We start from the raw sequence: 26,417 nt of genomic DNA on the forward strand, positions 1-26,417 counted from the left end.
ACAACAAACAAGATGGGAACCTGCCGGAAACCCGGCACACGAAGAGGAGAACAATGATGAAATCACTGCTCCATCGCAATATCGGCCGCCGCGCCGTGCTCGGCACAGGGCTTGCCGGCGCTGCCGCGCTTGCCATGCCGACCGTCCTGCGCGCCCAGGACCGCTCGATCAAGGTCGGCGTCTATGGCGGCTATTTCAAGGATTCCTTCGACGCCAACATCTTCCCCGAATTCACCAAGGCAACCGGCATTGCAGTGGAATCCATCGCCGAGCCGACCGGCGAGGCCTGGCTGGTCCAGCTCTCGCAGGCCGCGCGCGCCGGCCAGGCGCCGGCCGACCTTTCGATGATGTCGCAGACCTCCACCCTCAAGGGCCAGGAGCAGGAGCTGTGGACGCCGCTCGACCCGTCCAAGATCAAGAATTTCGACGGGCTTCTCACCAATTTCGTCAGCACCTATCCCGACGACCGCGTCGCCGGCGTTGGCGCTGTCGCCTGGTACATCACACTGGTCACCAACACCGACGCCTACCCGGAGGCGCCGACGAGCTGGGCCGCGCTGTGGGATCCGGCCAACAAGGACAAGCTCGGCCTGCTGGCGCTCGTTTCCAACTCCTTCCTGCTGGAAGTCACCGCCAGGACGTTCATGGGTGGCACCGACGCGCTCGACACCGAGGAAGGCCAGCTCAAGGCCTTCGAGAAGCTCGCCGAGGTCAAGCCGAATGTCCGGCTTTGGTATCGCGACGAAGCGCAGTTCGAGCAGGCATTGAAGTCGGGCGAGATCCCGATGGGCCAGTATTATCACGACGTCACCGGGCTCGCCGCGGCCGACGGCCATCCCGTTCGCTCGACCTTCCCCGAGGAGGGCGGCATCCTCGATTCGGGAAACTGGGTGCTGTCGAAGGCGTCCGACAAGGTCGAGGAAGCGCATGTCTTCATCGACTACATGAGCCAGCCGGAAATCCAGTCGCTGATGTCGCGCAAGGTGGGCACGGCCCCGACGCTCAAGCGCGACCTGCTGGACCTCACCGACGAGGAATTCGCCGCCGTGTCGTCGGATATCGACCCGATCATCCCGCGCTACGATCTCTATATCTCGAAATCCGACTGGCTGAATCAGAAATGGACCGAGCTCATCGTCGGCTGACACTGTGCACCCTCCCCGCACGGGGAGGGCCATCGAATTTGCCCCCTCCACCATGCTTCGCATGGTCCCCCTCCCCCATAAATGGAGGAGGATCCGCGGCGCCGCCGCCGGCTCCTCCCCTGCGAAGCGGGGGAGGGGGACCGCCGAAGGCGGTGGAGGGGGCATAACGACCCAAAGTGCGATTGCCTTCCCCACAGGGGGAAGGTGAGCCCCAACCACCGGCCGCACCCAGCGAGGACCATATCCATGTCGGGCCTTGTCCTGCAGGACGTCGCAAAGCATTTCGGCAATCTCGTTGCCGTCGACAATGTCAGCCTTACCGTGCCGCACGGCACCTTCGTGTGCATGCTCGGACCGTCGGGCTGCGGCAAGACGACCGTGCTGCGCATGATCGCCGGGCTCGAGGACCCGACGGCGGGTGAAATCCTGCTCGACGACAAGGACATCACGCCCGTGCCGACGCACAAGCGCAATCTCGGCATGGTGTTTCAGTCGCTGGCGCTGTTTCCGCACCTGACCGTTGGCGAGAACATCGCCTACCCGTTGCGCATCCGCCGCGCGCCGCGCGCCGAGCAGCAAAAGCGCGTCGACGAGCTTCTCTCGCTCATCCATCTGGACGGCTATGCCGACCGGCCGGTGTCGAAGCTTTCCGGCGGCCAGCGCCAGCGCGTCGCGATCGCCCGCGCGCTGGCCCTGTCGCCAAAGCTCTTCCTGCTCGACGAGCCGCTGTCGGCGCTCGACGCCAAGCTGCGCGAGGCCATGCAGGTCGAACTCAGGCAATTGCAGCAAAAGCTCGGCATCACCACCATCGTCGTCACGCACGACCAGCGCGAGGCGATGACCATGGCCGACCTGGTGGTCGTCATGGGCGAAGGACGCATCCGCCAGGCGGCGCCGCCGATCGAGATCTACCGCAAGCCGGCCGACGCCTTCGTCGCCGACTTCATCGGCTCGACCAACCTGCTCGACGTGGAAACCGACGGGAGCGGCCGGGCAGTCGTGCTCGGCAGTGCCGTGCCCGGCCTGAAACTTCCCGACGACCAGCACAAGGCGATGATCTCCGTGCGCCCCGAGGACGTGCATCTGAAGGCACCGGGAAGCGACGGCATTGCCGGCAAGGTCAATTTCGTGCGCGATCTCGGCGGCACCATCGAGACCTTCGTCGAGGCCGGCGGCAAGATCGTCGTTGCCGTCACGACCCCACGCGAGCGCACAAAATTCGCCGCCGGCGAGGCGGTCAGCGTGGTCCTTCCCGCAGAAGCTTGCGTGGTGGTGAAGCAATGAAACGCGAACCGCCACGCTCGCTTGCCGATTACGCGCCGCTCGCCTTTCCGGCGGTCATGCTGGTGGTCTTCTTCGTGGTGCCCTTTTCCACGATGATCGCGGTTTCCTTCTTCCGCCGCCAGCAGGGCGGCTTCTATACGCCCGATTTCGTCGTCGACAATTATGCCCGCTTCCTGACCACCTTCTTCGGCGGCGTGCTCGGCTTCTCGCTCATGCTGGCGATCATGGTGGCGCTCGTCTGCGTGGCCATCGCCTTTCCCTTCACCTTCCTCCTGGCGCAGACCAAGCGCCGCGTGCAGATCGTCTGGCTCGTCGTCATGCTGTCGGTCCTGTCATTGTCCGAAGTCATCATCGGCTTTGCCTGGTCGACGCTGTTCTCGCGCACCGCCGGCATCACCAATCTTTTCGTCTGGCTCGGCCTGATGAGCGAGCCGCAGGCGCTGGTGCCCGGCTTCGGCGCCGTGCTGACAGGCATGGTCTACCAGGCCCTGCCCTATACGGTGCTGGTGCTCTACCCGGCCATCGTGCGCCTCGACCCGACATTGACGGAAGCCGCGCGCACGCTCGGTGCCTCGCCCCTCCTCGCCTTTTTCAACGTCATCGTGCCGACGCTCAGAAACACCATCGTCGCCACGCTGATCATGGTCTTCGTCTTCGCGCTCGGCTCCTATCTGTTGCCGCAGATCCTCGGCCGGCCGCAGCACTGGACGTTGTCGGTGCTCATCACCGACCAGGCGATCTATCAGTCCAACATGCCCTTTGCCGCCGCCATGGCCGTCTTCCTGGTGCTGATCTCTTTGTCGCTGGTCGCGCTCACCCTGTTCGTCGGACGCAGGGAGACTGCCTGATGAAGCGTATCCTGTCGCGGCTCTACCTCGCCCTTGTCGGGCTGCTCCTGGCCCTGCCGCTGGTCGTCGTGGCCGGCGTCTCGGTCAACGAAAAGCAGAGCCTGACCTTTCCGCCCGAAGGCTTTTCGCTCGCCTGGTACACCCAGATCTTTGCCGACAGCGGCTGGCGTTCGGCGCTCGTCAATTCGGTTGTCCTCGCGGCGAGCGCGGCCGCCCTTGCCGTCGCGATCGCCTTTCCGCTGGCCTGGTTTCTATGGCGGCGCATCGCCCCCTGGGCAAACATCTTCCAGGTTCTGGGCCTCGCGCCCTTCATCCTGCCGCCCGTCATCACCGCGCTCGGCATGCTGACCTTCTGGGCGACGCTCGGCTTCTATGGCCAGCCGTGGACGGCGGCGATCAGCCACGCCATCTTCTTCGTCACGCTGCCGCTGGTCACCCTGTCGCTGGGCTTTTCCTCGATCGACCGCCCGCTGGTCGAAGCCGCCTCCACCATGGGCGCGGATGAACGCACCGTGCTCAGGACGGTGGTCCTGCCGCTCATCCTGCCCTATGTCATTTCGGGCTACGCCTTCGCCTTCGTCCTGTCGCTCAACGAATACATCGTCGCCTACATGACCGTCGGCTTCACCATGGAAACCCTGCCGATCAAGATCTTCAACGCGCTGCGATACGGCTATACGCCGACCATGGCTTCCGTCTCGATCTTCTTCGTCGCCATCGCCGCAATCGTCTTCGGCCTGATCGCGCACTTCGGCGACCTGCCGCGCCTCCTGGGCGCCATGGACTCGACGGACAAATGACCCGCATCGCGCTTGTCCAGATGCAGGCGAAGGCCGGCGACGTTTCGGCCAATCTCGCCCGCATCGCAGGCGCGGCGCGCCAGACGGCCGAGGCGGGTGCAAGCCTGCTCGTCGCGCCGGAACTGGCGCTGACGGGCTACGGCGCGGGCGATGCGATTGCCAGGCTCGCCGAACCGACCGACGGCGCCATGATCGGCGCCCTCGAGGCGATCGCCGCGCAACACGACATTGCAATATTAGCCGGCTTTCCGGAGCGTGCCGGAGCGACCGTCTACAACAGTGCGGCCTTCGTCGGTACGGTGGGCCATGCCACCGTCTACCGCAAGTCGCATCTCTACGGAGACTATGAGCGCGCCCTGTTCGCGCCCGCGCGCCCGTCCGGCGTGATCGTCGAGCATGCGGGCCTGAAGTTCGGCCTGCTCATCTGCTACGATGTCGAGTTTCCCGAAAACGTTCGCCGGCTCGCAAAGGCCGGCGCGCAGGCGGTGCTCGTGCCGACCGCGCTTCCTGCGGGCGATCACGCCGCCTTTATCGCCCGGCAGATGATCGCGGTGCGCGCCTTCGAAAACCAGATCTTCCTCGCCTACGCAAATCATTGCGGCGCCGACGCGCTTTTTACCTATGCCGGGCTGTCGCAGATCGCCGCCCCCGACGGCACCATGCTCGCCGGCGCCGATGCGGTGGAGGACACCCTTCTGATCGCGACGATCGACCCGTCCGCCTTCGCCGGCTCCGCCGCCCAGAACACCTATCTGCGCGATATGCGCGACGAATTGTGACGCCCGCCGGGCGCTTTCGCCGCGCTCCTAAAACATGTCCCGCTCAATCGGAATGGTTTGAGCGAAAGGTACATGCTCCAGCATACTGATCTGGCGCGGGTGCGCCGCACGACAATTCGCTTGACGGCCACATTTTTCGCGCGTAGCGATCCTTCGATTGTCAGTGCATACAGCTATGTACGAACTTCTTCTCGATTATACCGGCTTCGAGCCCCCGCGCAGGTCCTTGCAGCGATGACCTGAGGGACGCCGCGCGTCCTTGTGGAAGGCTACGCCCAACACATTGTTTTTTTACAAATTTTCCCGGTGAAAAGATGAGCCGGACAAATGCCCCGCGCCCCGGCGACCAGGCCCCGCCGGCGGATCGCAGCACGGCAGCGGGCCTGAAGGTCATGCACTCTGCACGGTCACGTCGATGGACAAAGGCTTCCTCATTCCTGCCTCCCTGGCAGGCGCCACGGCTCGTGCGGCGCCGCCTTACGGTTACCATTTGTTCACAATCGTAAACGACTGGATTCGTAAGTTTACAGCCGATTGCCGGAACGACGCCCCATTCACGACGTTCTGCCCTGCAACATCCACAATCGCCTCACAGGTTCGCTCGGGCGCAAAGGATTGCCTGCGGCGGGCGTTCGCCACCTCGACTGTGCCAAACCTGCACGAATTGCTGGAAACCGAATTGCTGGAACTTGAATGAACCGACGTAAATTTTTGATGAGTTCGACAATGGGCGCGATTCTGGCCGCCCGTGGCATGCAGCCGGCCGCGGCGGCCGACGGCGATGGCGCCGCGTCTTCGCGCGCCGGCGAGACGCCTGCCCCTTTTTCCTTCGACCATCTATCGCGGCAAATGCAGCAGAAGGCCGGTGAAGCCTTCGAGGACGATAAGGCCGACCTGCCCGCAGCCATCGCCGAACTGTCCTACGACGAGCATCGCGCCATCCGCTATCGGCCGGATCACGCGGTCTGGAAAGGCCAGGCGCCGTTCGAACTGCAGGCCTTTCACCTGGGATGGCTCTATACGCAGCCCGTCAGCCTGTTTGCGGTCGAGAACGGCCGGGTCAGGCCGCTTTCGTTTTCCGGCGCCGATTTCGAATATCGCAAGCCGCTCGACGCCGCGCAATTCGTGGATCTGGAAATGCCCGGCGTGGCGGGTTTCCGCCTCCACTATCCGCTCAACCGGCCCGACATCATGGACGAGTTGGCCGTCTTCCTCGGCGCCAGCTATTTCCGCGCGCTCGGACGCGGCAGCGTCTATGGCCTTTCCGCGCGCGGGCTTGCCGTCAACACCGCCACCCAGGCCGGCGAGGAGTTTCCCCGCTTCGACGCCTTCTACATCGAAAAGCCGAAGTCCGGCGACACCACGGTCACTCTCTATGCCACGCTCGACAGCCTCAGCGTGACCGGCGCCTATGCCTTCACCATCACGCCCGGCGACAACACGGTCGTGGACGTGACGGCGCGGCTGTTCCTGCGCCGGGACATCGAGCGGCTGGGCGTGGCGCCGATGACCTCGATGTTCCTGTTCGCCGAGAACAACCGGCACGCCTTCGACGATTATCGCAACCAGGTCCACGACAGCGACGGGCTGAAGATCGTGCGCCGCAATGGCGAGGAGATCTGGCGCAGCCTCAACAATCCGGGCCGGCTGGCCAATTCCTATCTCGTCGAGGAAAACCCGCGCGCCTTCGGCCTGTTCCAGCGCGACCGCAATTTCGCATCCTTTCAGGACGCCGGCGCATCCTACGAACGCCGCCCGTCGCTGTTGATCGAGCCGCTCAACGATTGGGGCAAGGGAACCGTGGCCCTGGTCGAAATTCCGACCGATCTCGAGGTCAACGACAATATCGTCGCCTTCTGGACGCCCGACGAGGAGACCACGGCCGGCAAGGCGTTCGAATTCCGCTACCGCATGACCTGGGGAATGCTGGAGAACGAGGGCGGCGGGCTGGCGCGCGTCCAGGCGCTGCGCGGCGGTCATGGCGGCACGTCGGGAAGCGAAAACACGGCGGGGCTGAAGAAGTTCGTCGTCGATTTCGCCGGCGGCGCGCTCGAAAACCTGACGGCCGACGACGCCGTCAAGGCGGTGATCAAGCTGACCAATGCCGACATGGTCCACGAATCCTTGTCGCGCGTGAAGGCCAACGGGGTCTGGCGGCTGGTGATCGACGTGAAGCCGCAAAGCAAGGCGCCCGTCGAATTCAGCGCCCATCTCACGCATGCCGAGCGGACCATTTCCGAGATCTGGCTGTATCAGTGGAGAGTTGACGATGAACGTGCATCCTGAACGGGCGGCGTCGAACCGCTCCCTTGTCGAAACGGGCGCCCTGCCCTTCGCGCCGATGGCGATGCCGCAACAGCGGCTGCAACGCCGGCGCGACTGGCGGCTGCTGCGCCTCCTCTTCATGCCCTGGCTGGTCTGGAAATAGGTCGATCGCGTGGCTCGGACTGAGATTAGGCGACGGAGAAGGCGATGACAGGTCTGCAGCGATTTTTCGCTTTCCTGTTCTCCATCGTGGTGGCGGGTTCCGCCGCGGCGCTGGCCGCCAATGTGCTGTTCGCCGACGGCGTTCAGTGGATCGACCACGTGCGCATCGCCTTGCTCGGCATCAGCGTCGCCTGGCTTTCCTGGGGGGCCTCGCTGGCCCTCAACGGACTGCTTGCCCCCGCGTTGCGGCCGGCAACCAGCGGCAATGTCGGGGAATCGACCCGCACTGCCGTTCTGGTGCCGGTCTACAACGAGGATCCGGCCAAGACCTTTTCGCACGTGGCCGCGATGGTGCGCAGCCTCGCGGACCAGGGCGCGGCCGACCGGTTCGATTTCGCCATCCTGTCCGACACGAACAAGGAAGAATTCTTCGCAACCGAAGAGCACTGGTTCTCGCGCTTGCGGCGTGAGCACGGCCATCTGTCGCGCATCTTCTACCGCCGGCGCGCCGTCAACACCGGCAAGAAGGCCGGCAACATCACCGACTTCATCAAGAGTTCGGGCGCCTTGTACGACTATCTCGTCATTCTCGACGCCGACAGCCTGATGGAAGGTGCGACCCTGGTCGAAATGGTCCGCCGCATGGAGGCCGAGCCGCGCCTCGGCCTTTTGCAGACCCTGCCGAAGATCGTCCATGCCCGGTCCTGGTTCGGACGTGCCATCCAGTTCGCGGCCTCCTATTACTCACCGGTCTTCGCCCGCGGTGTCGCCGCCACCCAGGGCGCAAACGGCCCCTTCTGGGGCCATAACGCGATCGTGCGCACGCGCGCATTCGCCCAGAGCTGCGGCCTGCCCGAGCTCACCGGCCGGCCGCCCTTCGGCGGCCATATCCTCAGCCACGACTATGTCGAAGCGGCGCTGTTGAGCCGCAATGGCTGGATCGTGCGCCTCGATACCGATCTCGAAGGGTCCTTCGAGGAGGGGCCGGAAAACGTCATCGACTACGCCAAGCGCGACCGCCGCTGGTGCCAGGGCAACCTGCAGCATTCGCGGCTGCTCTTCGCCCCCGGCCTGAGGCCCTGGAGCCGATTCACCTTCCTGCAGGGCATCATGGCCTATCTCGCCTCGCCGATCTGGGCCCTTTTCCTGATCGCCAGCATTGCCGCCCCGGTCATCATCGGCGAGCCGAACTACTTTCCCGAGCCGCACCGGCCGCCGGTCTTCCCGCGCGTCGAGCAGTTCCAGGCGCTGATCCTTCTGGCCGGCGTCGCCGGCATCCTCGTCGCGCCAAAATTGCTCATCGTCCTGCAGGGTGCCTTCACCGGCCGCAACGAGGGCTTCGGCGGCACGCTGCGCGCGCTCGCAACCACGGTGCTCGAGATCGTCTGGACGAGCGTGCTCGCCCCCATCATGCTGATGTACCAGAGCCGCTCGGTGCTGCAGGTCCTGTGCGGCGCCGACGGCGGCTGGCCGGCCGCCAACCGCGAGGCCGATACGGTCGGCCTGAAAGAGGCCTGGGATGCCTCCTGGTGGATCTCGGTCGGCGGAATTGCCATCTTCGCCGCGACGCTGGCCTTTGCCCCGGAAATTCTCTACTGGCTGCTGCCGGTCGTCATCCCGATGACCCTGGCGCCGCTATTGGTTCATCTGACCTCCTGGCGGCTCACCGGGCGCGGCGGCAGAACCGTGCTGTTCTCCTGCCCGCAAGATTATCGCGCCTCGCCGGTGATCCAGGCCCAGGAAACCATCCTCGCCCGCTGGCGCCGGCAGGCCGCTCACCAACCGCCGGCCGACCTGCCTGGTGACTTTGCAGCGTTTGCTCCCGCGCCGACGCCGCGCTGAGTGGAGAAATGCATGCACCGATCTTCCGGCTCCGGCCGCGACCATCGCATCGACGTCCTGCGCGGCATCTGCCTCGCCATGATCTTCATCAATCATGTGCCGGGCAATCATTTCGAGGCCTGGACCTCGCGCAATTTCGGCTTCTCCGACGCGGCCGAGGCATTCGTTCTGATATCCGGCATATCCGTCGGCCTGGCCTATTCGGGCGGCTTCCGGTCGGGCAAACTGCGCGACGGCGTCGTCAAGGTGTGGCGCCGGGCGCGCACGCTCTATGGCGTCCACATCGCGATCACGCTTCTTGCCGGTGCGCTGTTCGCCGCCAGCCTCACCGTCCTCGACGTTGAGAAGCTCGCCACGGGCCTCAATGTCGATCCACTGCTGCAAGAGCCGCTGGCGGCCCTGGCCGCCGTAGCCGGCCTCGTCCACCAGCTCGGCTATTTCGACATATTGCCGCTCTATATCGCGCTGCTGCTGGCTGCCCCGCTCTACATCGTGATCGGCATGCACAGACCCTGGACAATGCTTGCCGGCGCGGCCGCACTGTGGCTGGCGGCGGGTCTGTTCCGCCTCAATCTGCCGCTGCTTTATGCCGACCATGGCTGGCAGTTCAATCCGTTCGCCTGGCAGCTTCTCTTTGCCTTCGGGCTGGCCGGCGGCATCGCCGCCAGGCAAGGGCGCAAGTTTGTCGCCTACCGGCCATGGCTTTTCGCCCTGGCCTCGGCCTGGCTGGCCTTCTGCTTCTTCTGGGCGGCCACGCGCCAGGGTCCCTTGCCGGGCGCCGATATGCTGCCGGGATTCCTCTACGGTTACGACAAGCCTTATCTCGCCCTGCCGCGCCTGTTGCATGTCCTGGCCCTGGCCTATGTGCTGACCAATATCGGCGCCGTTGGCCGGCTCCTCGCCATGAAAGCATTCAGGCCCGCCGATCTGATGGGGCGGCAAAGCCTGGCCGTTTTCGCCGCCGGCTCGCTCCTCGCGGTCTTCGTGCAGATCGTGCGCTTCGGAGAGCCGGCAAACCTGGTCGGCGATGCGCTTCTCATTTCCGGCGGCCTGCTCATGCAATACTCGCTCGCCCGCTTCATGGCCGAGCGCAAGGCCGGCGCGCAACGGACGCGCGACCATGCCCGCGCGGGCCGGAACGTCACACCGGCAGAGGCACCGGCCGCCTAGAGCAAACGGAATCGTTTGAGTGAAAGGTACATGCTCCAACAGATTTATCTGGCGCGCATATCTTTGCTTCAAACGTTTCCGTTTGAAACGAACGCGCGCTGACACGATGCGAGGCGCTTGCGCCGGCGCCCGCTTCGGGCCATCCTTGCTTGAGCAAGTAGATGGGTCAGGGTGCCGATAAACATCGTGATCCGGAGAGGTCGCATGAAGCAACGCATCGGCTTGGTCGGTCTCGGCATGGCCGTCACACCGCACGCCAAGGGTCTGCTCGATCTCGCCGACAAGGTCGAGGTAGCCTACGCCTTCAGCCCGAACGAGGAGCGGCGCAGCGCCTTCCGCGAGCGTTTCGGCTTTCCGCTCGCAACCAGTCTGGACGCCATTCTGGGCGACCCTTCGGTCGACGCCATGCTGGTCATGACGCCGGCCAACACGCATCTCGACATCGTGCGCAAATGCGCCGAGGCGCGCAAGCATGTGCTTCTGGAAAAGCCGCTTGATATCTCGACCGAAAAGGCGGTCGAACTCGTCGAGACCTGCCGCGCCGCCGGCGTCGCGCTGGGCGTCGTGCTGCAGCACCGCTTCCGGCCGGCGGCCAAGAAGCTTGCCGAAATCCTCGCCAGCGGCGAACTGGGCGCGATCGTCGGCTGCTCGACCGTCATTCGCCTGTGGCGGCCGCAGAGCTATTATGACGAGCCCGGCCGCGGCACCTTCGCCCGCGACGGCGGCGGTGTTCTCATCTCGCAGGGCATCCACACCCTCGACCTCATGCTCTCCCTTGCCGGGCCGGTCGATGAAGTCACCGGCTATGCGACGACCACCCCGGTCCACCGCATGGAGACGGAGGACATGGTCTGCGCGGCGGTGCGCTTCGCAAACGGCGCCGTGGGCACGATCGACGCGACGACGGCCGCCTATCCGGGCTTTCCAGAACGCATCGAGCTTGCCTGCGAAAAAGGGGCGGCCTCGCTCGCCGGCACGTCATTGCTCGTGCAGTTCCAGGACGGCAGGAAGATCGAGATCGAGCCCGACCGGAGTGCGGGCGGCACCGGGGCCGATCCGATGGATTTCCCGCATGACTATCACCGCGCCGTCATGGCCGATTTCATCGATGCGATCGGCTCGGACCGAGAACCGGCAATCACCGGCGAGGAGGCGCTGAAGGTTCACCGCCTGATCGACGCGCTGATCGAGACCGGATCCACTGGCCTGCCGGTCGAGGTCGACGGCGTGGATTAGAGCAATTCCAGGAGAAGTGGAAACCGGTTCTCCATCCGGAATTGCCTCAAGTCAAAGCTTCGATCGGTTCATCGATTCCATGAAGCAAACGCGCGCTAGGCGAACACCACGGTGCGGTTGCCGTTGAGCATCACGCGGTGCTCGAGATGCATCTTGACGGCGCGCGCCAGCACCCGGCTTTCGATGTCGCGGCCGGCGGCGACGAAATCTTCCGCGCTCATCGCATGCGTCACCCGCTCGACGTCCTGCTCGATGATCGGCCCTTCGTCGAGGTCGGGCGTGACATAGTGCGCCGTGGCGCCGATCAGCTTCACGCCCCGCTCATGCGCCTGGTGATAGGGCTTGGCGCCCTTGAAGCTCGGCAGGAAGGAATGGTGGATGTTGATCACGCGGCCGAATAGGCGCTTCGAAAGATCGTCCGACAGGACCTGCATGTAGCGCGCCAGAACGACCAGATCGGCACGCGAGGTGTTGACGAGGTCCAGGAGCTTTGCCTCCTGCTCCGCCTTGTTGTCCTTCTTCACCGGCCAGCAATGAAAGTCCAGTCCCTCGTTCTCGGCAATGCGGCGATGGTCCTCGTGGTTGGACACGACGGCCACCACATCCGCGTTCAGCCAGCCGGCCTTGACCTGGTAGAGCAGGTGCAGCATGGCATGGTCGAATTTCGACACCATGATGATGATCTTCGGCCGGCGCGCCAGATCGGCCAGCGCCGTCTTCATGCCGAAGCGCTCGACCGGCGATTTCAGCGCCCGCTCGACGTCCTCGCGCGTGGTCGCCTCGCTGGCGGCAAAGGCGATGCGCATGAAGAAGCGCCCGCTCGCGCGGTCCCAGAACTGGTTGCTTTCGGCGATGTTGGCGCCGATGGCCGCAAGTTCGGTCGTGACCGCCGCGACGATTCCCGGCCTGTCGGTGCAGGTCAGATTGAGCACATAGTCCTTGTCCGGCATCGGCGGCTCCCCTCATCGCGCTTCGCCAGCCAATAGTCGCCGGCGCGTCTCATGTCCACGATCTTGGTGCCGCAGGTCTCGCGCCGGCAAGCGCCCATGCGCGACATCGCCGCGCGCCGGATGCGGCACAGCGGAAAAAGGCGGTCGCATGTTGCCGCCGCCCTTGCATGAAAGACCCGTGTCAGAACTTGTAGGAAATGCCGACGGACACCGTGTTGAAATCGAGATCGACATTGGAGAGATCGCCGAAATCCTCGTTCGAGAAGTCGTAGTAGCGATACTCCACGCGCCCGACCCAGTTGTTGGTGATGGCATAGTCGACGCCCGCGCCGACGGTCCATCCGGTGAGGTCCCTGCTCGTGTCGAGACTGGCCCCGTTGACCACACCATTGGCCGAGGCATCGGCAAAGGCGACACCGCCGGTGCCGTACACCATCACGCGGTCCCAGGCATAACCCAGCCGCCCGCGCAGGGAGGCCAGATAGTCCGTGCCGACCTCGACGTCGCCGACCGAAGAGGAGAACCGCTCGTCGTTCGAGATTGCGCTGGCATCGCCCTCCACGCCGAACACGACCGGACCGGCCTGCCAGTTGTACCCGGCAAAGCCGCCAAACATGCCACCGCCGAAATCGCCGCCGAATGTCTCGGCGCCGCTTTCGAGTTGCGCGTCGGCCCAGGAATAGCCGCCCTGCAACCCGATATAGCCGCCCGTCCAGGTGAAGATCGGCACCTCGATGCCGGGCGTCGGCGGCGGGGCCTCGCTGGGCGCCACGTCGGCCGCATTCGCCGCGGTGACCGAGAGCACGGCCAAAGCCGACAGGACGAGACGCATTGAAGGACGCACGACCATCGAATTCCCTGCTACGCCAAAAAACCCAGGTTAATTCTTTCTTACCATACCGCGACCCGACATGCGGGACTGTATCATTTAGGTGACAACGCGCACGAAACAACCCGTCGCCGTGTGTGCAACTGCCCTCGACGCGCCGATTTCCTGCCGTGCGAGCCGCTTGGCTGCGTTCTTTTTCATTGCGTGCGAATTTTATGTAGCATGGCCTCGGTCCGTTCGAAGGCGGCATTTTCTCCCGGCCCGGCGACCCGTGTGGGGCGAACGCGCCATTGTTGGCGCCCGCGCTTGCGAGGTCAATGTGCGAACAATGCCGCCGATGCCCCGGATGCAACCCGAGGAGGCCCGCACGCCATGACCATACGCAATCTGGAATACGCCGCCCATCCGCATTCGCTTGCCGTGATCGGCGCCTCCGACCGGGAAGGCTCGGTCGGCCGCATCGTCATGAGCAACATCGTCCAGGGCGGTTTCGAGGGCGACATCTGGCCGGTCAATCCCAAGCACAGGACTGTCGGCGGCAGGCGGTGCTTTCGCCGGGTGGACGACATTCCGGGAATTCCCGACCTCGCGATCATCGTCACGCCGCCCGAAACGGTGCCGGACCTGATTGGGCAGCTCGGCGAGAAAGGCACGCGTGCCGCCGTCGTGATCACCGCCGGCATCCGGGCCGAAAACGGCCTACGGCAAAAGATGCTGGACGCGGCGCGGCCCTATCTCTTCCGCATCATCGGTCCGAACACGGTCGGCCTGATCGCGCCCTATGCCAAGCTCAATGCGAGCTTCGCCCATCAGGGCGCCAAGCCGGGTGGACTGGCGCTGCTTTCGCAATCGGGCGCCATCGCCACATCGCTGATCGACTGGGCGGCCGACGAGGATGTCGGCTTTTCCCATATCGTGTCGATGGGCGACATGGCCGATGTCGATGTCGGGGACTATCTCGACATGCTGGCCGGGGACGCCTCGACGCGCGCCGTGCTGCTCTATCTCGAGACGATCCCCGATCCGCGCAAGTTCATGTCGGCCGCGCGCGCCGCGGCGCGCATCAAGCCGGTGATCGCCATCAAGGCCGGCCGGCACGAGGAGGCGGCCAAGGCGGCCGCGACCCATACCGGTGCCCTCTCCGGCGCCGACCGGGTGGTCGAAGCGGCGCTGCACCGCGCCGGTATCTTGCGGGTGAACAATCTCGGCGAACTGTTCGACGCGGCCGAAGTGCTCGCCCGCTTCCGCCCGCTTCAGCGCACCCACGTCGGCATCGTCACCAATGGCGGCGGCGCCGGCGTTCTCGCCGTCGACCGCATCGTTGACTGCAACGGCAAGCTGGCCCGGCTTGCCGACGAGACCATCGCCGGGCTCGACAAGAGCCTGCCCGCGGGCTGGTCGCGGGCCAATCCGGTCGACATCATCGGCGATGCGCCGCCCGAACGCTACGAAGCCGCCATCCGCGCTGTCGCCGCCGACCCGGACGCCGACGCGCTGATGGTGTTCAACTGCCCGACTGGCCTCGCCTCGGCATCCGATGCGGCCGGCGCCGTGGCAGGACTTGCCAGGAACGGGCTGGTCGAAGGCAAGCCGCTGGTGACCTGCTGGCTTGGCCAGCACACGGCGCGCGAAGGCCGCCAGATCCTGCAAAAGGCCGGCATCGCCAGCTTCTCCACGCCGGACGCGGCGGCAACGGCGCTGTCCTATCTCGGCGACTGGTCGCGGGCGCAAAAGGCCCTGATGCGGGTTCCTTCCAGTCTCGGCGAAGAGGTGGGCGGCGATCGCGACGCGGTGCTCGACATTTTCCGCCACGCGGCCGGCGAAGGTCGGGCCATGCTCACCGAGCCGGAAGCCAAGGCGGCGATCGCAGCCTACGGCATCGCGACGCCCGAAACCCTTGTCGCCGGATCGAGCACGGAGGTTGCGGCAGCGGCTGAACGCCTGCTGTCGGACTGGCCGAAAGTGGTCGTCAAGCTCCTGTCGAAGACGCTCAGCCACAAATCCGACGTCGGCGGCGTGGTGCTGGGCATCGCCTCGGCCGCGGCGGCGAAAAAAGCGGTGGAGGGTATCGAGAGCCGGCTCGCCGCCATGGGCCGCGAAAACGAGATCGAGGGCTTTGTCGTCCAGCCGATGGTCGAGCGCAAGCACGCTCATGAACTCATCCTCGGGGTCAGCCAGGACCCGATATTCGGGCCTGTTGTGCTGTTCGGCGCCGGCGGAACGGCCGTCGAGGTCATCGACGACACCGCCGTCGCCCTGCCGCCGCTCGACACCGTGCTCGCCGGCGACCTGATTGAGCGGACCCGCATCGCCAGGCTGCTCGCCGGCTATCGCGACCGCAAGCCGGCCGATCGCGAGGCGATCATCGCCGCCCTTCACGGCCTGTCGCAGATGATCGTCGATTTTCCCTGTATCGTCGGTCTGGACATCAATCCGCTGCTGGCCGACGCCGACGGCGTCGTGGCACTCGACGCGCGCATCGAGATCGACCCCTCCGCCGTCGAGCAGACCGGGCCCAACCCGCTGCTGGCCGTGCGGCCCTATCCCTCCGGCTGGGAGGACGACATCGAGCTTGACGGGACGGTCTATCACATCCGTCCCATCAGGCCGGCCGATGTCGCCCTGTTTCCCGACTTCTTCGCCAGGACCTCGTCGGACGACATCCGCCTGCGCTTCTTCGCGCCGCGCAAGCATTTCCCGCACGAGATGCTCGTGCGGCTGAGCCAGCTCGACTATGAGCGCGAGATCGCCTTCGTCGCCCTCGACACGAGCGACGACGGCGCGCTTGCCGCCATCGGGCGGCTTGCATCCGATCCCGACAAGGCGTCGGCGGAATTCGCGCTGCTGGTGCGCAGCGATCAGCAGGGGCGCGGCCTGGGCTGGACGCTGCTCACCAAGCTCATCGCCTATGGCCGCGCGGAAGGCATCGCCCGCATCGAAGGCAACGTGCTCGCCGACAATTCCAGGATGCTGGCCATGTCACGCGATTTCGGCTTCGTCATCACCCCTCACCCGTCGGAGGGAAACCTCAAGCTGGCGACGCTCGAACTGAGACCGTAGCGCCCGCCGGCGGCGCGCCCCGTCAGCCATTCGGGCTTCACGTCGGGCAGCGGCTCGGCGCTCGTGATGCGGCGCCAGTGCATCGTGCCGACATCGCGTTCGAGCTGCCGCTCCAGCACGTCGACCGTCGCATCCGACGGACCGCCGACCCGCTCCACGATGCGCCGGCGCAAGGTTTCGCGATCCGCCTCGATCCACAGGCCGGTGAAAGCCGCCCCGGCATCGCGGGCCGCCTGCTCGATCGTGTCGCGGCGCTGCGGCCGATCGAACACCGCATCGGCGACCACCGAGCCGCCCGAGTGCAGCATCTTGCGCGCCTTCGAGGCCATTGCCGCATAAACGTCGTCCGACACGGCCGGCTCATAGGCCGACGGCGCAAGCCGCGTCTCGGCCGAAACGCCGAACATCGCCTTGCGGATGCGGTCGCTTTCGAAAATGCGCGCACCCGGCGCGCCGCCGACCTTCGCCGCCAGCGCCTCGGCCATGGTCGTCTTTCCCGAACCGCTCAGGCCGCCGATGGCGACCAGCACCGGCGGCTCGACATCGAGCAGGCGGCCGGCAAGCTCGAAATAGGAACGGGCCGTGGCGGCCAGTTCGTCGCGCCGGCCGGCGCCGCCGTCCTCGGCCTGCGTGGCCGTCACATGGGCCCTCACGGCGGCGCGCACGGCCATGAAGAACGGCACGAGCGCGAAGCCGTCCTCATCGTCCATGGCATCGAGATACCGGTTCGCCACGAGATTGGCCAGGTCGCGCAAGTCGCGATGCCAAAGATCCATCAGCAGGAACGCCAGGTCATAGAGGATATCGACGCTCGCCATCCGGTCGTTGAAGTCGATGCAGTCGAACAGCGTCGGTTGCCCCTCGAACATGCAGATGTTGCGCAAATGCAAATCGCCATGGCAGCGGCGCACGCGACCGCGGGCCTCGCGGCGGTCGAGCCGTTCGCGATAGCGTTCGAGCGCCGCGCGGAACGCGGCGTTGAAAGCTTCGACCTCCGCCTGCGCGAATACGTGGCTGGTGGCGAAGCCGGCCTCGTTGATGTCGAGAACGCCGGACATATTGGCCGCGCCGCCGCAGCCGCGGATGATTTCCGCCTCGCCGTGGAAGCGGGCGATGCTGGAGGCCACGGCGCTCATGATCGCCGGTGTCAGCTTGCCCTCGCCCGCCATCCGGTCGAACAGGCAGGCCTCATCGAAGCGTCGCATTTCCACGGTCGCGTCGACGAGCTCTCCAGCGCCGTCGAGCGTCAACCCGCCGTCGGCCTCGCGGGTAATGCGGCGCACGCCGAGATAGAGATCGGGCGCGGTGCGCCTGTTCAGCGCCACCTCCCTGCGGCAAAAGTGCAAACGCTGTTCGGGCGTCGAGAAATCGGCATAAGGCAGCTTCACCGCGCGCTTCATCTTGTAGGCGCGCTCGCCCGTCAGGAGGATGAAGGAGATATGTGTCTCGACGATCTCGCGCGCGTCGTCGGCATCGTTGCCGAGCGCCTGCCCGAGAAACTCCAGCGTTTCCGTCTGGTCCTGGATGATCATCGATTTCGTCTCGCACCCTTTCTGCGGTCAATGCGGCCACCCTGCCCGCGGTTCCAAGGCGTGGCGAGCGGGCACATGACCGTGGGCCACGCGCTTGCAGCCTGTCATGCCGGGGCGGCCTTGACGAGCGTCAATCGACGGCCTGGTGTCCACCGCGATGCGTTGCCGCCTATGAGACCGTCCTAAACTCGGACTATAGTGCCCCGGTCCGCCCGCAACGACCATGCTCCAGCAGGAATTTTCGAATTGGCCGAATCCCCCAATTGCATTCTTCTCGCCCTGGATGCCGAAGATACGCCCGCCACGACCCCGGCGCTCGAATTCGCCGCGGTCCTGGCTAAACAGCACGAGGCGCGCGTAACGTCGTACATCCTGCCGCCCGCGATTCAGGTTCCCGTGTCATGGACGGCGTCGTCGGCCAAGGAGCGCCTGGCCAGCGAAGAGGCGAAGATACACGCACGCATGTCGGCCACGGCCCGCTTCGCCTCGCGGTATCTTGCCCAAGCCGGGATCGAATGCCTCACCGAGATGACGACATCGCCCTTCCAGTCGCGCACCGAACGCTTCGTGCAACTGGCCCGGGTGAACGACCTGACGCTGCTCGACGCCTTGAGCGGCGACCCGGCGCGGCGCGGCGCGATCGAGGATGCGCTGTTCGACAGCGGCCGGCCGATCGTCATCCTGCCGCCATCGAGCAATTCGGCCCTGCCGCGGCGCGTGGCAATCGCCTGGGACGGCAGCAGCCGTTCGGCCCGCGCCGTCGACGGCGGGCTGGTCTTCCTGACAGGCGCGGACGCCGTCTTCATCGTCACCGTGACGGGCGAAAAGGATCTCACGCGCATGGCGCCGGGCGCCGACCTTGCCGGCTATCTGGCGCGCCACGGCGTGGCCGATCCGCAACTGGCGACGCTCGCCGTCACGAAGGGCGATGTCGGCGGCCGGCTGCGCAAGTTCATCGCCGATGAAGAGATCGATCTCATGGTCATGGGCGCGTTTGCCCATGCCCGCTTCCGCCAGGCCGTGCTCGGAGGCGTCACCTGGTCGTTCCTCGACGATACGCCGCTGCCGCTGCTGATGGCGCACTGAGTTCAAGCGCCGCTCCGGCGGGCCGATCTAGAGCAATTCCAGGAGGAGTGGAAACCGGTTCTCCGTCCGGAATTGCGTCAAATCAAAAGGTTGGATCGGTTCACCGATTCCGTGAAGCAATGAACCGATCTAGTGGCTGAGGGAGCCGGAAAAGCCGTTGACGATGATGATCCCGACGATGATGAAGCCGAGCCCGACCAAGGCGGCGACGTCGAGCGTCTGACGAAAGAAGACGAAGCCGATGGCCGAGATGAGGACGATGCCGAGGCCGCTCCAGATGGCATAGGCGATGCCGACCGGCATGTATTTCAGCGTCACCGAGAGAAAATAGAACGACAGCCCGTAACTCGTCGCCATCAGAACGGTCGGCAAGAGCCGCGTGAACTGATCGGATTTTTGCAGAAAGGTCGTGCCGATGACCTCGCAGACGATCGCGATGATCAGCGTGCCATAAGAGACAATCGCCGTGTTCATGGTCACCTCTCCGTCTTGGTAGCGTCGACCAGCATTTCGAGCAGCCCCTGCTTGGCCGGCGGCACCTTGCCGTCCACCTCCATGAGATCGCTGAGCCAGAGGCCGTCTGCGGCCAGGCGCGCCATTTCCAGGCGCGGCGCGGCATCGGTGTCGGCGTGCCGCGTCAGCCTAGCCTGCAGCCAATCCGCCCAGAGCCGCCGCAATGCCGGATCGGCGATCATCGCCACCGAAAGCGGCGCCCAAAGGCTGCCCTCCGGCTGGATCCTGTCGGCGAAAACGGCGCGGATATAGGCCCGCGTGAAACGCCCATGCGCCAGAGGGTCGGTTTGCATCAACCCGTCGATCTCGCGATTGAGCCTGGCGATCAGGTCCGAAAACAGGCTTTCCAGCAGGGCTTCCTTGCTCGGGAAATGGTGAAACAGGCCACCCTTCGTCACGCCCGCAGCAGCGGCGACGGCCTGCACGGTGACCCCGCCCGGCCCATGCTCGGCGGCAAGCCGCGCCGCACAGTCGAGGAGACTGCGCCGCACCCGGTCCGGCTGCTTCCTGCGTTTCGGCATCGCGTTCATGGCGCATACATACCGCGCGGTCGGTATGTGTCAAGATGAAGTCCCGCACCGGCGCTGATGGGACCAAATCGGCTTAACGGAGAACGGAGGATTTCCGGGCCATCGCAGCCTTTCAAAGGAACGAATGAGACGGAAATCCGGAACCGGGAAAGCGCCTGCGGAGCAGGCCATCAAGGCCGTCGGCTAGGTCCATGACAAGACGACGGCGCCGAACCGGCTGCGGCAAACCGATTTTACCGACGGCCCGGTCGCGATTCGGGCTTCCCCTCACCAATTGACTCTGACGCCGAGCTTTGCGTCGACGCCGTGGCTGTCGGTGTCGAAGGTGGTCTCGTAGTTGAGGTTGCCGTAGAGCGTGGTCTTGTCCGACACCTGCACGCTGGCGCCGGCGCCGAACTCGATCCAGCTCTCCTGAAGATCGGTCGAGAACGGCACGAAGCCGTCGGCCGAGGAGAACGACACCTGGGTGTCGGCCAGGAACTCGTGCCACAGATTGACCCGGCCCCAGATCGTGGCCAGCCTGGGCGGCGTGGCCGAGCCGTTGCTGTGTTCGTCCGCAGAGATCGCCCAGCTTCTGGCCAGCCTTGCGCCGATGCGGCCGGCCAGCGAATCCAGATCAGCAAAGCGCACCTCGGCCGCGCTGTCGTGGAAATCGTCGAAGTCGAGCGTCTGGTAGACCAGCTGCGCCTGCGGCTCGATCGACCAGCCATTGGCAAGCGCGAACGGATAGCCGCCCTCCAGCGAGGCCGCGAAGCCGAAACCCGAAATCTCCTGGTCGGGAAAGCCGATCAGCGTGTCGCGTTCGGAATGGGTGGTGACATCGTACCAGGTGCCCTGCACCACCGTGTCGACATACCAGTCGCTTTCACCTCCGAACCGGGTCCAGTAGCCGCCCAGGGTGACGGCGTCGAACTTGTTGGTGCCGGCCTTGAAGCTGCGGCCGAGCTGCGGCAGTTCATGGGTGACGTCCAGATCGCCATGGCCATAGGCGACATAGAGGCCGGCATGGTCGCGCCCGCCACCGGCGCGCTCGCGGCGCAATATGTCGGTGCCGGCCTGCAGACCCCAGAAGTCGTAATCGAACTCCGGCGCGCCGCCGAAGATGCCGAGATCATGGCCGTTGCGCTCGCCGGAATGGCCGAGGATGCGGCCCCAGGCGCCGTTGAAGGTATCCCGGCCGCTGGCCGAAGGCCGGCCGCGCAGATGCTCCTCCTCGCCGACCCGCTCATGCAGCGTGTCGATCAGGTGCCGGCCATAGATGGCGGCCATCGGCTGGATCGCCGCGTAGAGCGACACTTCCTGTCGGTAGTGCGGCGGCGGCGGCGGACCAGGTGGCGGAGGAGGACCGGGCGGCGGCGGGGGACCGGGCGGCGGTGGAGGAGGCGGCGGCAATTGGGCGGAACGGAGATACCAGTTCTCGGGGCCGTCGGCATCGACGCTGCCGCGTTGAAGCGTGTATTCATAGGGACCGGCGACCACCGGTCCCGAAAGGGTGAAGGCGCCCGCTGCGGTCGCCCCCCCATTGACGGCGTCGACCAGCAAGATGCCGTTGCCGGTGGTGAGATCGCCGGCACCGCCCGCATTGGTGACGATGATCGGGCTCGTGCCCACCGCCGTGCCGCTGTCGATCACCAGCCGATCCGACGGGGCGCCGTCGCCGGCGAGATAGGTGTTCAGGCCGAGCTGACCGCCTTCGCCGGTGTAGTTCACAACCGTCAGCGTCTTGTAGCTCAAAAGCTGCGTCGGATCCCCAGTCGGCGCGGCAAAATCGATCAGGCTCGGATCGTTGACCAGGTTCGTCAGGTTCGAATTGCCCGTCAGGTTCCAGACGCTGTCCACCAGCGTCACGTTCGAAACGCTGCCGGCCTCCGTCACCGCCGCGCCCGTCAGCGTCGATTCTTCGGCGCGGAGCTCGGCGCTACCCGAGCCGGCGACGCGCATCAGACCCGAAGCGCCGCTCGCCTCGCTTCGCAAGAGCGATATGTGGTTGCCCTGCCCGAGCGTGGCGATCGCGAAGCCCCCATCTGATCGCAGCGTGCTGTCCACCAGCGTGGCCGTCTGTGTCGTACCGACGCGCGGCTGGACGCTGACATCCGGCGTGACCGGCGGCGCCGGCTGCGGCGGGGTGTCGACAATCGGCGGCAGATCCGGTGCGACGAAGTTGGCCCGACCTCGTTTGGATTGGCCGGGGCTATGGGAGCGTTGACAAGACCGTCGACACGAAAACCCCCCGTAGCTTCCTGCAGGGAAAGCCCGTCCGATCCGGCACCGCGGGCATGGATCGTCGCGTCAGTGCCATTCAATGTACCGCCGGACTCGACCAGTGCCCCATGCGCCCCGGCCCCCGTGGTGTCGACCACGGTCGCTTCGGTGCTGCCGGGAAGCAATTCCACGAGCCCGCTCTGCACCGCCAGGACACCATGTGCGCCGGCTCCCGTCGTGGTGACCGCCGTACCGGCGATCGACGCCGCTGCCTCATCTTGTGCCGACACGCCCACCGCGTCGTCACCCGACGTGACGACAGTCGTCGAAGTTGCGCTTACGGCCGAACCGGTTCCGGCGGCTCTCAGCCCGAAGGCTCCGGCACCCTGCGTGGAAACCATCGACGCAACGAGATCCCCCGCCCCTCCATTGGTGACGTTGACGCCATGGCTGGTTTGGCCCGTCGTGCCGACGCTGCTGTCCGTGACGTTCGCGGTTCCGCCGTAGGAATAGATGCCATCGGCGGCGGTGCCAGCGGTCACCAGACCGGTACCGTCGAGCGTGAGCTGTCCGCCGACATAGGGCAACGCCCCGTGCCCGTAGAGACCGGTCGTGGCAATGCTGCCATTCACCAGGCCGAGCGTCGAGCCGGCGCCGTCCACGCGCAGGCCGTAGCCATGGGTCCCGCCGGTGGAAATTGTCAGACCGGTCAGGCTTGCCGTAGCGGCCGCGCTGCTGCTGCCGGCGGCATAGACACCATGCGCCTGTGCACCGTCGGTAGTGACGACGGTTCCCGAAGCGGTGAGCGACGAACGCGATAGAGCGCGCATGCCCACGCCATAATCCTGCAATGTCCTGACCGATCCATCGGTGACCGTCGCAACGCCGCCGCTTTGGACGTTGATCCCCATCGCGCCATAAGAATAGCCATTGTAGAGAACGGCCGGGCCTTGTGTCTCGATCGCGACATTCTCCGCCGTCAGCCCGCCGCCGGTGACGACGACGCCCGACCCCGCCGGCCCGGTCGTGAGGATCGTGCTGTTGTAGATCTCGCCTGTCGCGTTCGGGTAGATCAGGAAGCCATAGGCACCGTTGGCATTGGAATTGGCGCCCGACGTCGTGATCGAGGAACTGCGCAGCGTTATGCGTGAACCGCTGCCGCCGGCAAAGACGCCGTAGTTGAGCGGCCCCACGGTAGTGATACGCACACGATAGCCTTCGATCGTCGACCCGGTATAGCCGAAAGGCGCCAAGATGCCGTAGGAACCGGTAGCTGTCGTGCCATTGCTGTTGAGGATCGTGTCGAAAGCGCTCTGGTTCGGGTTGATCAAGGCCGTTCCGCCGCGCACGTCCAACGGAGGGTAGGACGAGCCGTTTGCATTCAGGGTTATGTTTCCGGGCTGGGCGCCGGCTTCGGGCAGGAAAGTGGCGGTGGCGCCGCTGTTGACGAGAACGGGCCAGATCCCGGACTGGACGAGGACGCCGCCCTGCACGATGAGTGGATCGGCGGGATTGACGGATTGTTGGGAGTGAGGATTTCCGTCGGGCGACAGAGTGCCTGCCAAAGCGGATACCGGCAAAACGAGAGCGCACAACGAAACCGTTGCAAGGAGCCTTTGACGATCGTACGCCATGCGGCGCGCCATCGGCAGATCCGGAATCATGAACCTGTCGCTCCGCCTCTCTCGGTATGGGCTGCAACGAACGATACGTGCATATCGGACGCGCTGCAACCGAACATCTGAGCACTGGCCTGCTGCCGGAGTTTGCCGAACGAGCGATGCCCGCTTGACCTCGTGTCCGAAAAGCCGGCGGCGGGCCAGGCAATTGCTTTCAGGCTTCAAGTGAGTGGTTTTCTGTCCATCCGCTCCGCAAACCCCTGCATCGCTTTCCTGCAAGGACCGCCGCCCTCCGTATTGCCTCTCGCCGAGACGCTCGGCCAAGCCAAATCCGGAGATGCCTTTCCCAACAGTTTCAATGCGATTCGCGGGTATCCTTGTCTGGAAGAAGAAACCGGAATCTTCTTGCCGAATATACGCTACTCCAGATGCGCATTTCCGGCTCTGCATATCGGGTAATTGAATGAAATCAGCTATTTAAATAGTGGCGGAGCAGGCAGTCTGGAGCGAACTCGTCTCCGGTCGAATTCCCTGATAGGCCCCGAAAAACATGGAAACCAGTGGCCTTTTTGAATGGCAATGAAATTTCCATTGCCATTATTGCTATAATTTCAATAGTTTAACCAGAAATTCCCCAACCGGAGGTACAGGGAAACTCGAATGCCGTATCAGGGATACCCATTCCCGATCAAAGAACATCCAGACATTATTCGACGAGTTTTGGCGGCCCCGAGTTAGGAGGACATTGTAGATCACATCGGCTGCACTACGATGCAACTAGAGGGAGGGAGGACCTACCGGCCGTATCGGAATGCAGGCGCCGATCACTCCCCAATCGAAAGCGGCTACAACAGGTCAGGGCCGCGCCAACCTCAGTTCTACCCGCCCTCATTCGCAAACCCCGCCTTGCACTCCTCAATCGCCGCCAGGCCCACCTCCACTGATCCGAGGGTGTCGGCGAGTGCGAGCGCGACCTTGGCGAGGAAGACTTCGCTCTGTTCAGGGCCAACCGCGTTGATCGCTTGGGCTAGGAGCCTGTCCAGATAGCTCCGGCATAGGGCTGTTGGCTGAACGATAGTGGGTTCATGCCGCTTGGGCGAGCTTGGTGAGGTTGTACTAGGAGCCTGTCCAGATAGCTCCGGCATAGGGCTGTTGGCTGAACGATAGTGGGTTCATGCCGCTTGGGCGAGCTTGGTGAGGTTGTGGGCGGTGCAGATCAGCGCCCATTCGGCTTTCACTTTCTCGATGCCGCGCAGCAGGAACTGCCTGAACCCTCTTGCCTGTTTGATCTGTCCGAACACCGGCTCGACGACTTGCTTTCTGAGCCTGTATCGGGTTCGTCGTCCCGCTCGCTTCAGCTTGTCCCGCATCGCCTGGACGAGCGGTCCGCTAATTTTGGGTCTGCCTTCGGCAGGGTGCTTGGCGCGTCCGGTAGCGAGGTAAGCGCCGACCTCGCGCTCGGCCAAGGCGGCAAGATTTGCCTCGCTGCAGTAACCGGCATCGGCTGAGGCTTCCTTTGGCTTGCGGCCGAGATTGTCCTTGATCCCGTCTATGAGCGGCACGAGTTGGTCCTGGTCGCTCATGCTGTGCGTCAGGCTCTGGGCCACGATGATCTGGGCCTGTGCATCGACAGCGGCCTGCGCATTGTAGCCCTGGATGTAACCGTCCTTGGTCTTCAAGATGCGGCTTTCCGGATCGGTGAAGTTGCGCTGCGCCTTGCCCTCGGGCTCCGTCTTCGGTGGCGCCGGCGTCTTGCCGTTCTTCTTGCGGCCCTCTGCCTTGCGCTGCTCCTCCGCCTTTTCCCGGCGGCGCATCTCTTCTTCGGCGGCGGCCTTGGCTTCCGCCTCCAGTTCGGCCTTGGCCTGGCGTATCTTCTCCAGTCGCTTCTGCTTGTCGGCCACCCAATCGGGCATCTCGTCGCCGCGCTGCTTGCCGTAGAGCTTGTCCTCCTCCCGATCGGCCGCCTCCGCGGCTTTGAGCCAGCGGTCGACCTCCGCCCCGAGCTCCGCTTCCCGCTTCTTCATGCGCTCGTAGCTCATCGCCTTGTGCTTGGACGCGTTGGCCTTGATCTTGGTGCCGTCGAGCGCCACGTGCCCGAGCTTCACCAATCCCGCCTTCTCGGCAAGCTGCAAGACCTGCACGAACAGCGCAGCCAGCGCCTTCAGATGCCGTCTGCGGAACTCCGAGATGGTGCGGAAGTCCGGCGCATCGCCCGCCACGATCATCATGAAGTCCGCTCGCTCAGAAGCCGCCCTGGCGATCCGCCGCGACGAGTAGATGCCGCTCGCGTAGCCATGCAGAAGCAGCGCCGTCATCATGCGCGGATCAAACGGTGGTTGGCCCAGCACGCTCCTGTAGCTGCCGGCAATCGCGGAAAGATCAAGCTCTTCCCGCACCAGCGCCACGATCAGCCGAGACAGGTGATCCCTGGGCACGTAATCCTGCACGCTCGGCGGCAGAAGCTGTGCCTCATCGATCTTCCAGAGGCGAAAGTCCTTGCTCATAACCCAGCAAGGAATCAGACTCGCACCCGCTTGACCAGTGACTACTCAGACACGCTCCTAG

At 65.0% G+C, this 26,417-nt stretch carries 21 protein-coding genes; 13 read left to right on the forward strand and 8 right to left on the reverse strand.

The features are described 5' to 3' along the window. The first annotated feature begins 56 nt into the window (after positions 1-56). From GM909_RS09205 to GM909_RS09255, 11 genes are all read left to right on the forward strand, one after another. Positions 57-1,145 carry an ABC transporter substrate-binding protein gene (locus GM909_RS09205; protein WP_407941265.1) on the forward strand — a complete coding sequence of 363 codons (1,089 nt, stop codon included), beginning with the start codon at positions 57-59 and terminating at the stop codon, positions 1,143-1,145. A 246-nt stretch (positions 1,146-1,391) separates the two neighbouring features. After that, positions 1,392-2,429 carry an ABC transporter ATP-binding protein gene (locus GM909_RS09210; RefSeq protein WP_157016055.1) on the forward strand — a complete coding sequence of 346 codons (1,038 nt, stop codon included), beginning with the start codon at positions 1,392-1,394 and terminating at the stop codon, positions 2,427-2,429. After that, a complete protein-coding gene (locus tag GM909_RS09215) occupies positions 2,426-3,277 on the forward strand; it encodes an ABC transporter permease (RefSeq protein WP_157016057.1) in 852 nt (283 codons plus the stop codon). The genes GM909_RS09210 and GM909_RS09215 overlap by 4 nt, the downstream gene beginning before the upstream one ends. Next, positions 3,277-4,077: an ABC transporter permease gene (locus tag GM909_RS09220; protein ID WP_157016059.1), complete on the forward strand. Its 801-nt coding sequence runs from the start codon at positions 3,277-3,279 to the stop codon at positions 4,075-4,077. Before GM909_RS09215 ends, GM909_RS09220 begins: the two co-directional genes overlap by 1 nt. Next, complete coding sequence (locus tag GM909_RS09225; RefSeq protein WP_157016061.1) at positions 4,074-4,856, forward strand: carbon-nitrogen hydrolase family protein; 783 nt, start codon at positions 4,074-4,076, stop codon at positions 4,854-4,856. The genes GM909_RS09220 and GM909_RS09225 overlap by 4 nt, the downstream gene beginning before the upstream one ends. A 415-nt stretch (positions 4,857-5,271) precedes the next feature. Continuing rightward, positions 5,272-5,553, forward strand: coding sequence for a hypothetical protein (locus tag GM909_RS09230; RefSeq protein WP_157016063.1), 282 nt, complete (start codon positions 5,272-5,274; stop codon positions 5,551-5,553). Positions 5,554-5,582: 29 nt separating this feature from the next. Beyond that, on the forward strand, positions 5,583-7,142 hold the full coding sequence (locus GM909_RS09235) for a glucan biosynthesis protein (RefSeq protein WP_235911774.1): 1,560 nt from the start codon (positions 5,583-5,585) through the stop codon (positions 7,140-7,142). Next, on the forward strand, positions 7,126-7,284 hold the full coding sequence (locus GM909_RS09240; RefSeq protein ID WP_157016066.1) for a hypothetical protein: 159 nt from the start codon (positions 7,126-7,128) through the stop codon (positions 7,282-7,284). Before GM909_RS09235 ends, GM909_RS09240 begins: the two co-directional genes overlap by 17 nt. Before the next feature lie 44 nt (positions 7,285-7,328). Continuing rightward, positions 7,329-9,125: a glucans biosynthesis glucosyltransferase MdoH gene (gene mdoH, locus GM909_RS09245; protein WP_157016068.1), complete on the forward strand. Its 1,797-nt coding sequence runs from the start codon at positions 7,329-7,331 to the stop codon at positions 9,123-9,125. Between the two features lie 12 nt (positions 9,126-9,137). After that, complete coding sequence (locus tag GM909_RS09250) at positions 9,138-10,295, forward strand: OpgC family protein (RefSeq protein ID WP_157016070.1); 1,158 nt, start codon at positions 9,138-9,140, stop codon at positions 10,293-10,295. Positions 10,296-10,499: 204 nt separating this feature from the next. After that, positions 10,500-11,531: a Gfo/Idh/MocA family protein gene (locus tag GM909_RS09255; protein WP_157016071.1), complete on the forward strand. Its 1,032-nt coding sequence runs from the start codon at positions 10,500-10,502 to the stop codon at positions 11,529-11,531. 95 nt (positions 11,532-11,626) lie between these two features. Here GM909_RS09255 and purU read toward each other — a convergent pair whose 3' ends face one another. Both purU and GM909_RS09265 read right to left on the reverse strand, forming a co-directional pair. After that, positions 11,627-12,481, reverse strand: a complete 855-nt coding sequence (gene purU, locus GM909_RS09260; RefSeq protein ID WP_157016073.1) for a formyltetrahydrofolate deformylase — start codon at positions 12,479-12,481, stop codon at positions 11,627-11,629. Positions 12,482-12,662: 181 nt separating this feature from the next. Further along, a complete protein-coding gene (locus GM909_RS09265; RefSeq protein ID WP_157016075.1) occupies positions 12,663-13,331 on the reverse strand; it encodes an outer membrane protein in 669 nt (222 codons plus the stop codon). A gap of 351 nt (positions 13,332-13,682) precedes the next feature. Between GM909_RS09265 and GM909_RS09270 the strand changes: the two genes are divergently transcribed. Continuing rightward, positions 13,683-16,370 (forward strand): bifunctional acetate--CoA ligase family protein/GNAT family N-acetyltransferase, encoded by a 2,688-nt coding sequence (locus GM909_RS09270; protein ID WP_157016077.1) that lies wholly within the window; start codon positions 13,683-13,685, stop codon positions 16,368-16,370. Here GM909_RS09270 and GM909_RS09275 read toward each other — a convergent pair. Continuing rightward, a complete protein-coding gene (locus GM909_RS09275) occupies positions 16,319-17,902 on the reverse strand; it encodes a bifunctional aminoglycoside phosphotransferase/ATP-binding protein (protein ID WP_157016079.1) in 1,584 nt (527 codons plus the stop codon). The genes GM909_RS09270 and GM909_RS09275 overlap by 52 nt on opposite strands. Positions 17,903-18,148: 246 nt before the next feature. On the opposite strand from GM909_RS09275, the gene GM909_RS09280 reads away from it, so the two are divergent. Continuing rightward, positions 18,149-18,988, forward strand: a complete 840-nt coding sequence (locus tag GM909_RS09280) for a universal stress protein (protein ID WP_157016081.1) — start codon at positions 18,149-18,151, stop codon at positions 18,986-18,988. 129 nt (positions 18,989-19,117) lie between these two features. Here the strand turns inward: GM909_RS09280 and GM909_RS09285 are convergent, their stop codons facing one another. The 5 genes from GM909_RS09285 to GM909_RS09305 all read right to left on the reverse strand — a co-directional run bounded on the left by GM909_RS09285 (position 19,118) and on the right by GM909_RS09305 (position 26,356). Continuing rightward, positions 19,118-19,462 carry a DMT family transporter gene (locus GM909_RS09285; protein ID WP_157016083.1) on the reverse strand — a complete coding sequence of 115 codons (345 nt, stop codon included), beginning with the start codon at positions 19,460-19,462 and terminating at the stop codon, positions 19,118-19,120. Between the two features lie 2 nt (positions 19,463-19,464). After that, entirely contained in the window at positions 19,465-20,022 is a 558-nt protein-coding gene (locus GM909_RS09290; protein WP_235911776.1) for a TetR/AcrR family transcriptional regulator, read from the reverse strand. Between the two features lie 276 nt (positions 20,023-20,298). After that, positions 20,299-22,077 carry an autotransporter family protein gene (locus tag GM909_RS09295; protein ID WP_157016086.1) on the reverse strand — a complete coding sequence of 593 codons (1,779 nt, stop codon included), beginning with the start codon at positions 22,075-22,077 and terminating at the stop codon, positions 20,299-20,301. After that, complete coding sequence (locus tag GM909_RS09300; RefSeq protein ID WP_198174183.1) at positions 21,972-23,726, reverse strand: autotransporter outer membrane beta-barrel domain-containing protein; 1,755 nt, start codon at positions 23,724-23,726, stop codon at positions 21,972-21,974. Before GM909_RS09300 ends, GM909_RS09295 begins: the two co-directional genes overlap by 106 nt. Positions 23,727-25,024: 1,298 nt before the next feature. After that, entirely contained in the window at positions 25,025-26,356 is a 1,332-nt protein-coding gene (locus GM909_RS09305) for an IS1182 family transposase (protein WP_157016090.1), read from the reverse strand. Between the last annotated feature and the right edge of the window lie 61 nt (positions 26,357-26,417).

It is taken from the genome of Mesorhizobium xinjiangense, from assembly GCF_009749525.1.
Lineage (GTDB): Bacteria > Pseudomonadota > Alphaproteobacteria > Rhizobiales > Rhizobiaceae > Mangrovimarina > Mangrovimarina xinjiangensis.

Excerpts from the sequence above, each read along its gene's own strand:
- GM909_RS09205 (WP_407941265.1), top strand. The coding sequence starts at position 57 with ATGAAATCACTGCTCCATCGCAATATCGGCCGCCGCGCCGTGCTCGGC.
- GM909_RS09210 (WP_157016055.1), top strand. The coding sequence starts at position 1,392 with ATGTCGGGCCTTGTCCTGCAGGACGTCGCAAAGCATTTCGGCAATCTC.
- GM909_RS09215 (WP_157016057.1), top strand. The coding sequence starts at position 2,426 with ATGAAACGCGAACCGCCACGCTCGCTTGCCGATTACGCGCCGCTCGCC.
- GM909_RS09220 (WP_157016059.1), top strand. The coding sequence starts at position 3,277 with ATGAAGCGTATCCTGTCGCGGCTCTACCTCGCCCTTGTCGGGCTGCTC.
- GM909_RS09225 (WP_157016061.1), top strand. The coding sequence starts at position 4,074 with ATGACCCGCATCGCGCTTGTCCAGATGCAGGCGAAGGCCGGCGACGTT.
- GM909_RS09230 (WP_157016063.1), top strand. The coding sequence starts at position 5,272 with ATGGACAAAGGCTTCCTCATTCCTGCCTCCCTGGCAGGCGCCACGGCT.
- GM909_RS09235 (WP_235911774.1), top strand. The coding sequence starts at position 5,583 with ATGGGCGCGATTCTGGCCGCCCGTGGCATGCAGCCGGCCGCGGCGGCC.
- GM909_RS09240 (WP_157016066.1), top strand. The coding sequence starts at position 7,126 with ATGAACGTGCATCCTGAACGGGCGGCGTCGAACCGCTCCCTTGTCGAA.
- mdoH (WP_157016068.1), top strand. The coding sequence starts at position 7,329 with ATGACAGGTCTGCAGCGATTTTTCGCTTTCCTGTTCTCCATCGTGGTG.
- GM909_RS09250 (WP_157016070.1), top strand. The coding sequence starts at position 9,138 with ATGCACCGATCTTCCGGCTCCGGCCGCGACCATCGCATCGACGTCCTG.
- GM909_RS09255 (WP_157016071.1), top strand. The coding sequence starts at position 10,500 with ATGAAGCAACGCATCGGCTTGGTCGGTCTCGGCATGGCCGTCACACCG.
- purU (WP_157016073.1), bottom strand. The coding sequence starts at position 12,481 with ATGCCGGACAAGGACTATGTGCTCAATCTGACCTGCACCGACAGGCCG.
- GM909_RS09265 (WP_157016075.1), bottom strand. The coding sequence starts at position 13,331 with ATGGTCGTGCGTCCTTCAATGCGTCTCGTCCTGTCGGCTTTGGCCGTG.
- GM909_RS09270 (WP_157016077.1), top strand. The coding sequence starts at position 13,683 with ATGACCATACGCAATCTGGAATACGCCGCCCATCCGCATTCGCTTGCC.
- GM909_RS09275 (WP_157016079.1), bottom strand. The coding sequence starts at position 17,902 with ATGATCATCCAGGACCAGACGGAAACGCTGGAGTTTCTCGGGCAGGCG.
- GM909_RS09285 (WP_157016083.1), bottom strand. The coding sequence starts at position 19,462 with ATGAACACGGCGATTGTCTCTTATGGCACGCTGATCATCGCGATCGTC.
- GM909_RS09290 (WP_235911776.1), bottom strand. The coding sequence starts at position 20,022 with ATGCCGAAACGCAGGAAGCAGCCGGACCGGGTGCGGCGCAGTCTCCTC.
- GM909_RS09305 (WP_157016090.1), bottom strand. The coding sequence starts at position 26,356 with ATGAGCAAGGACTTTCGCCTCTGGAAGATCGATGAGGCACAGCTTCTG.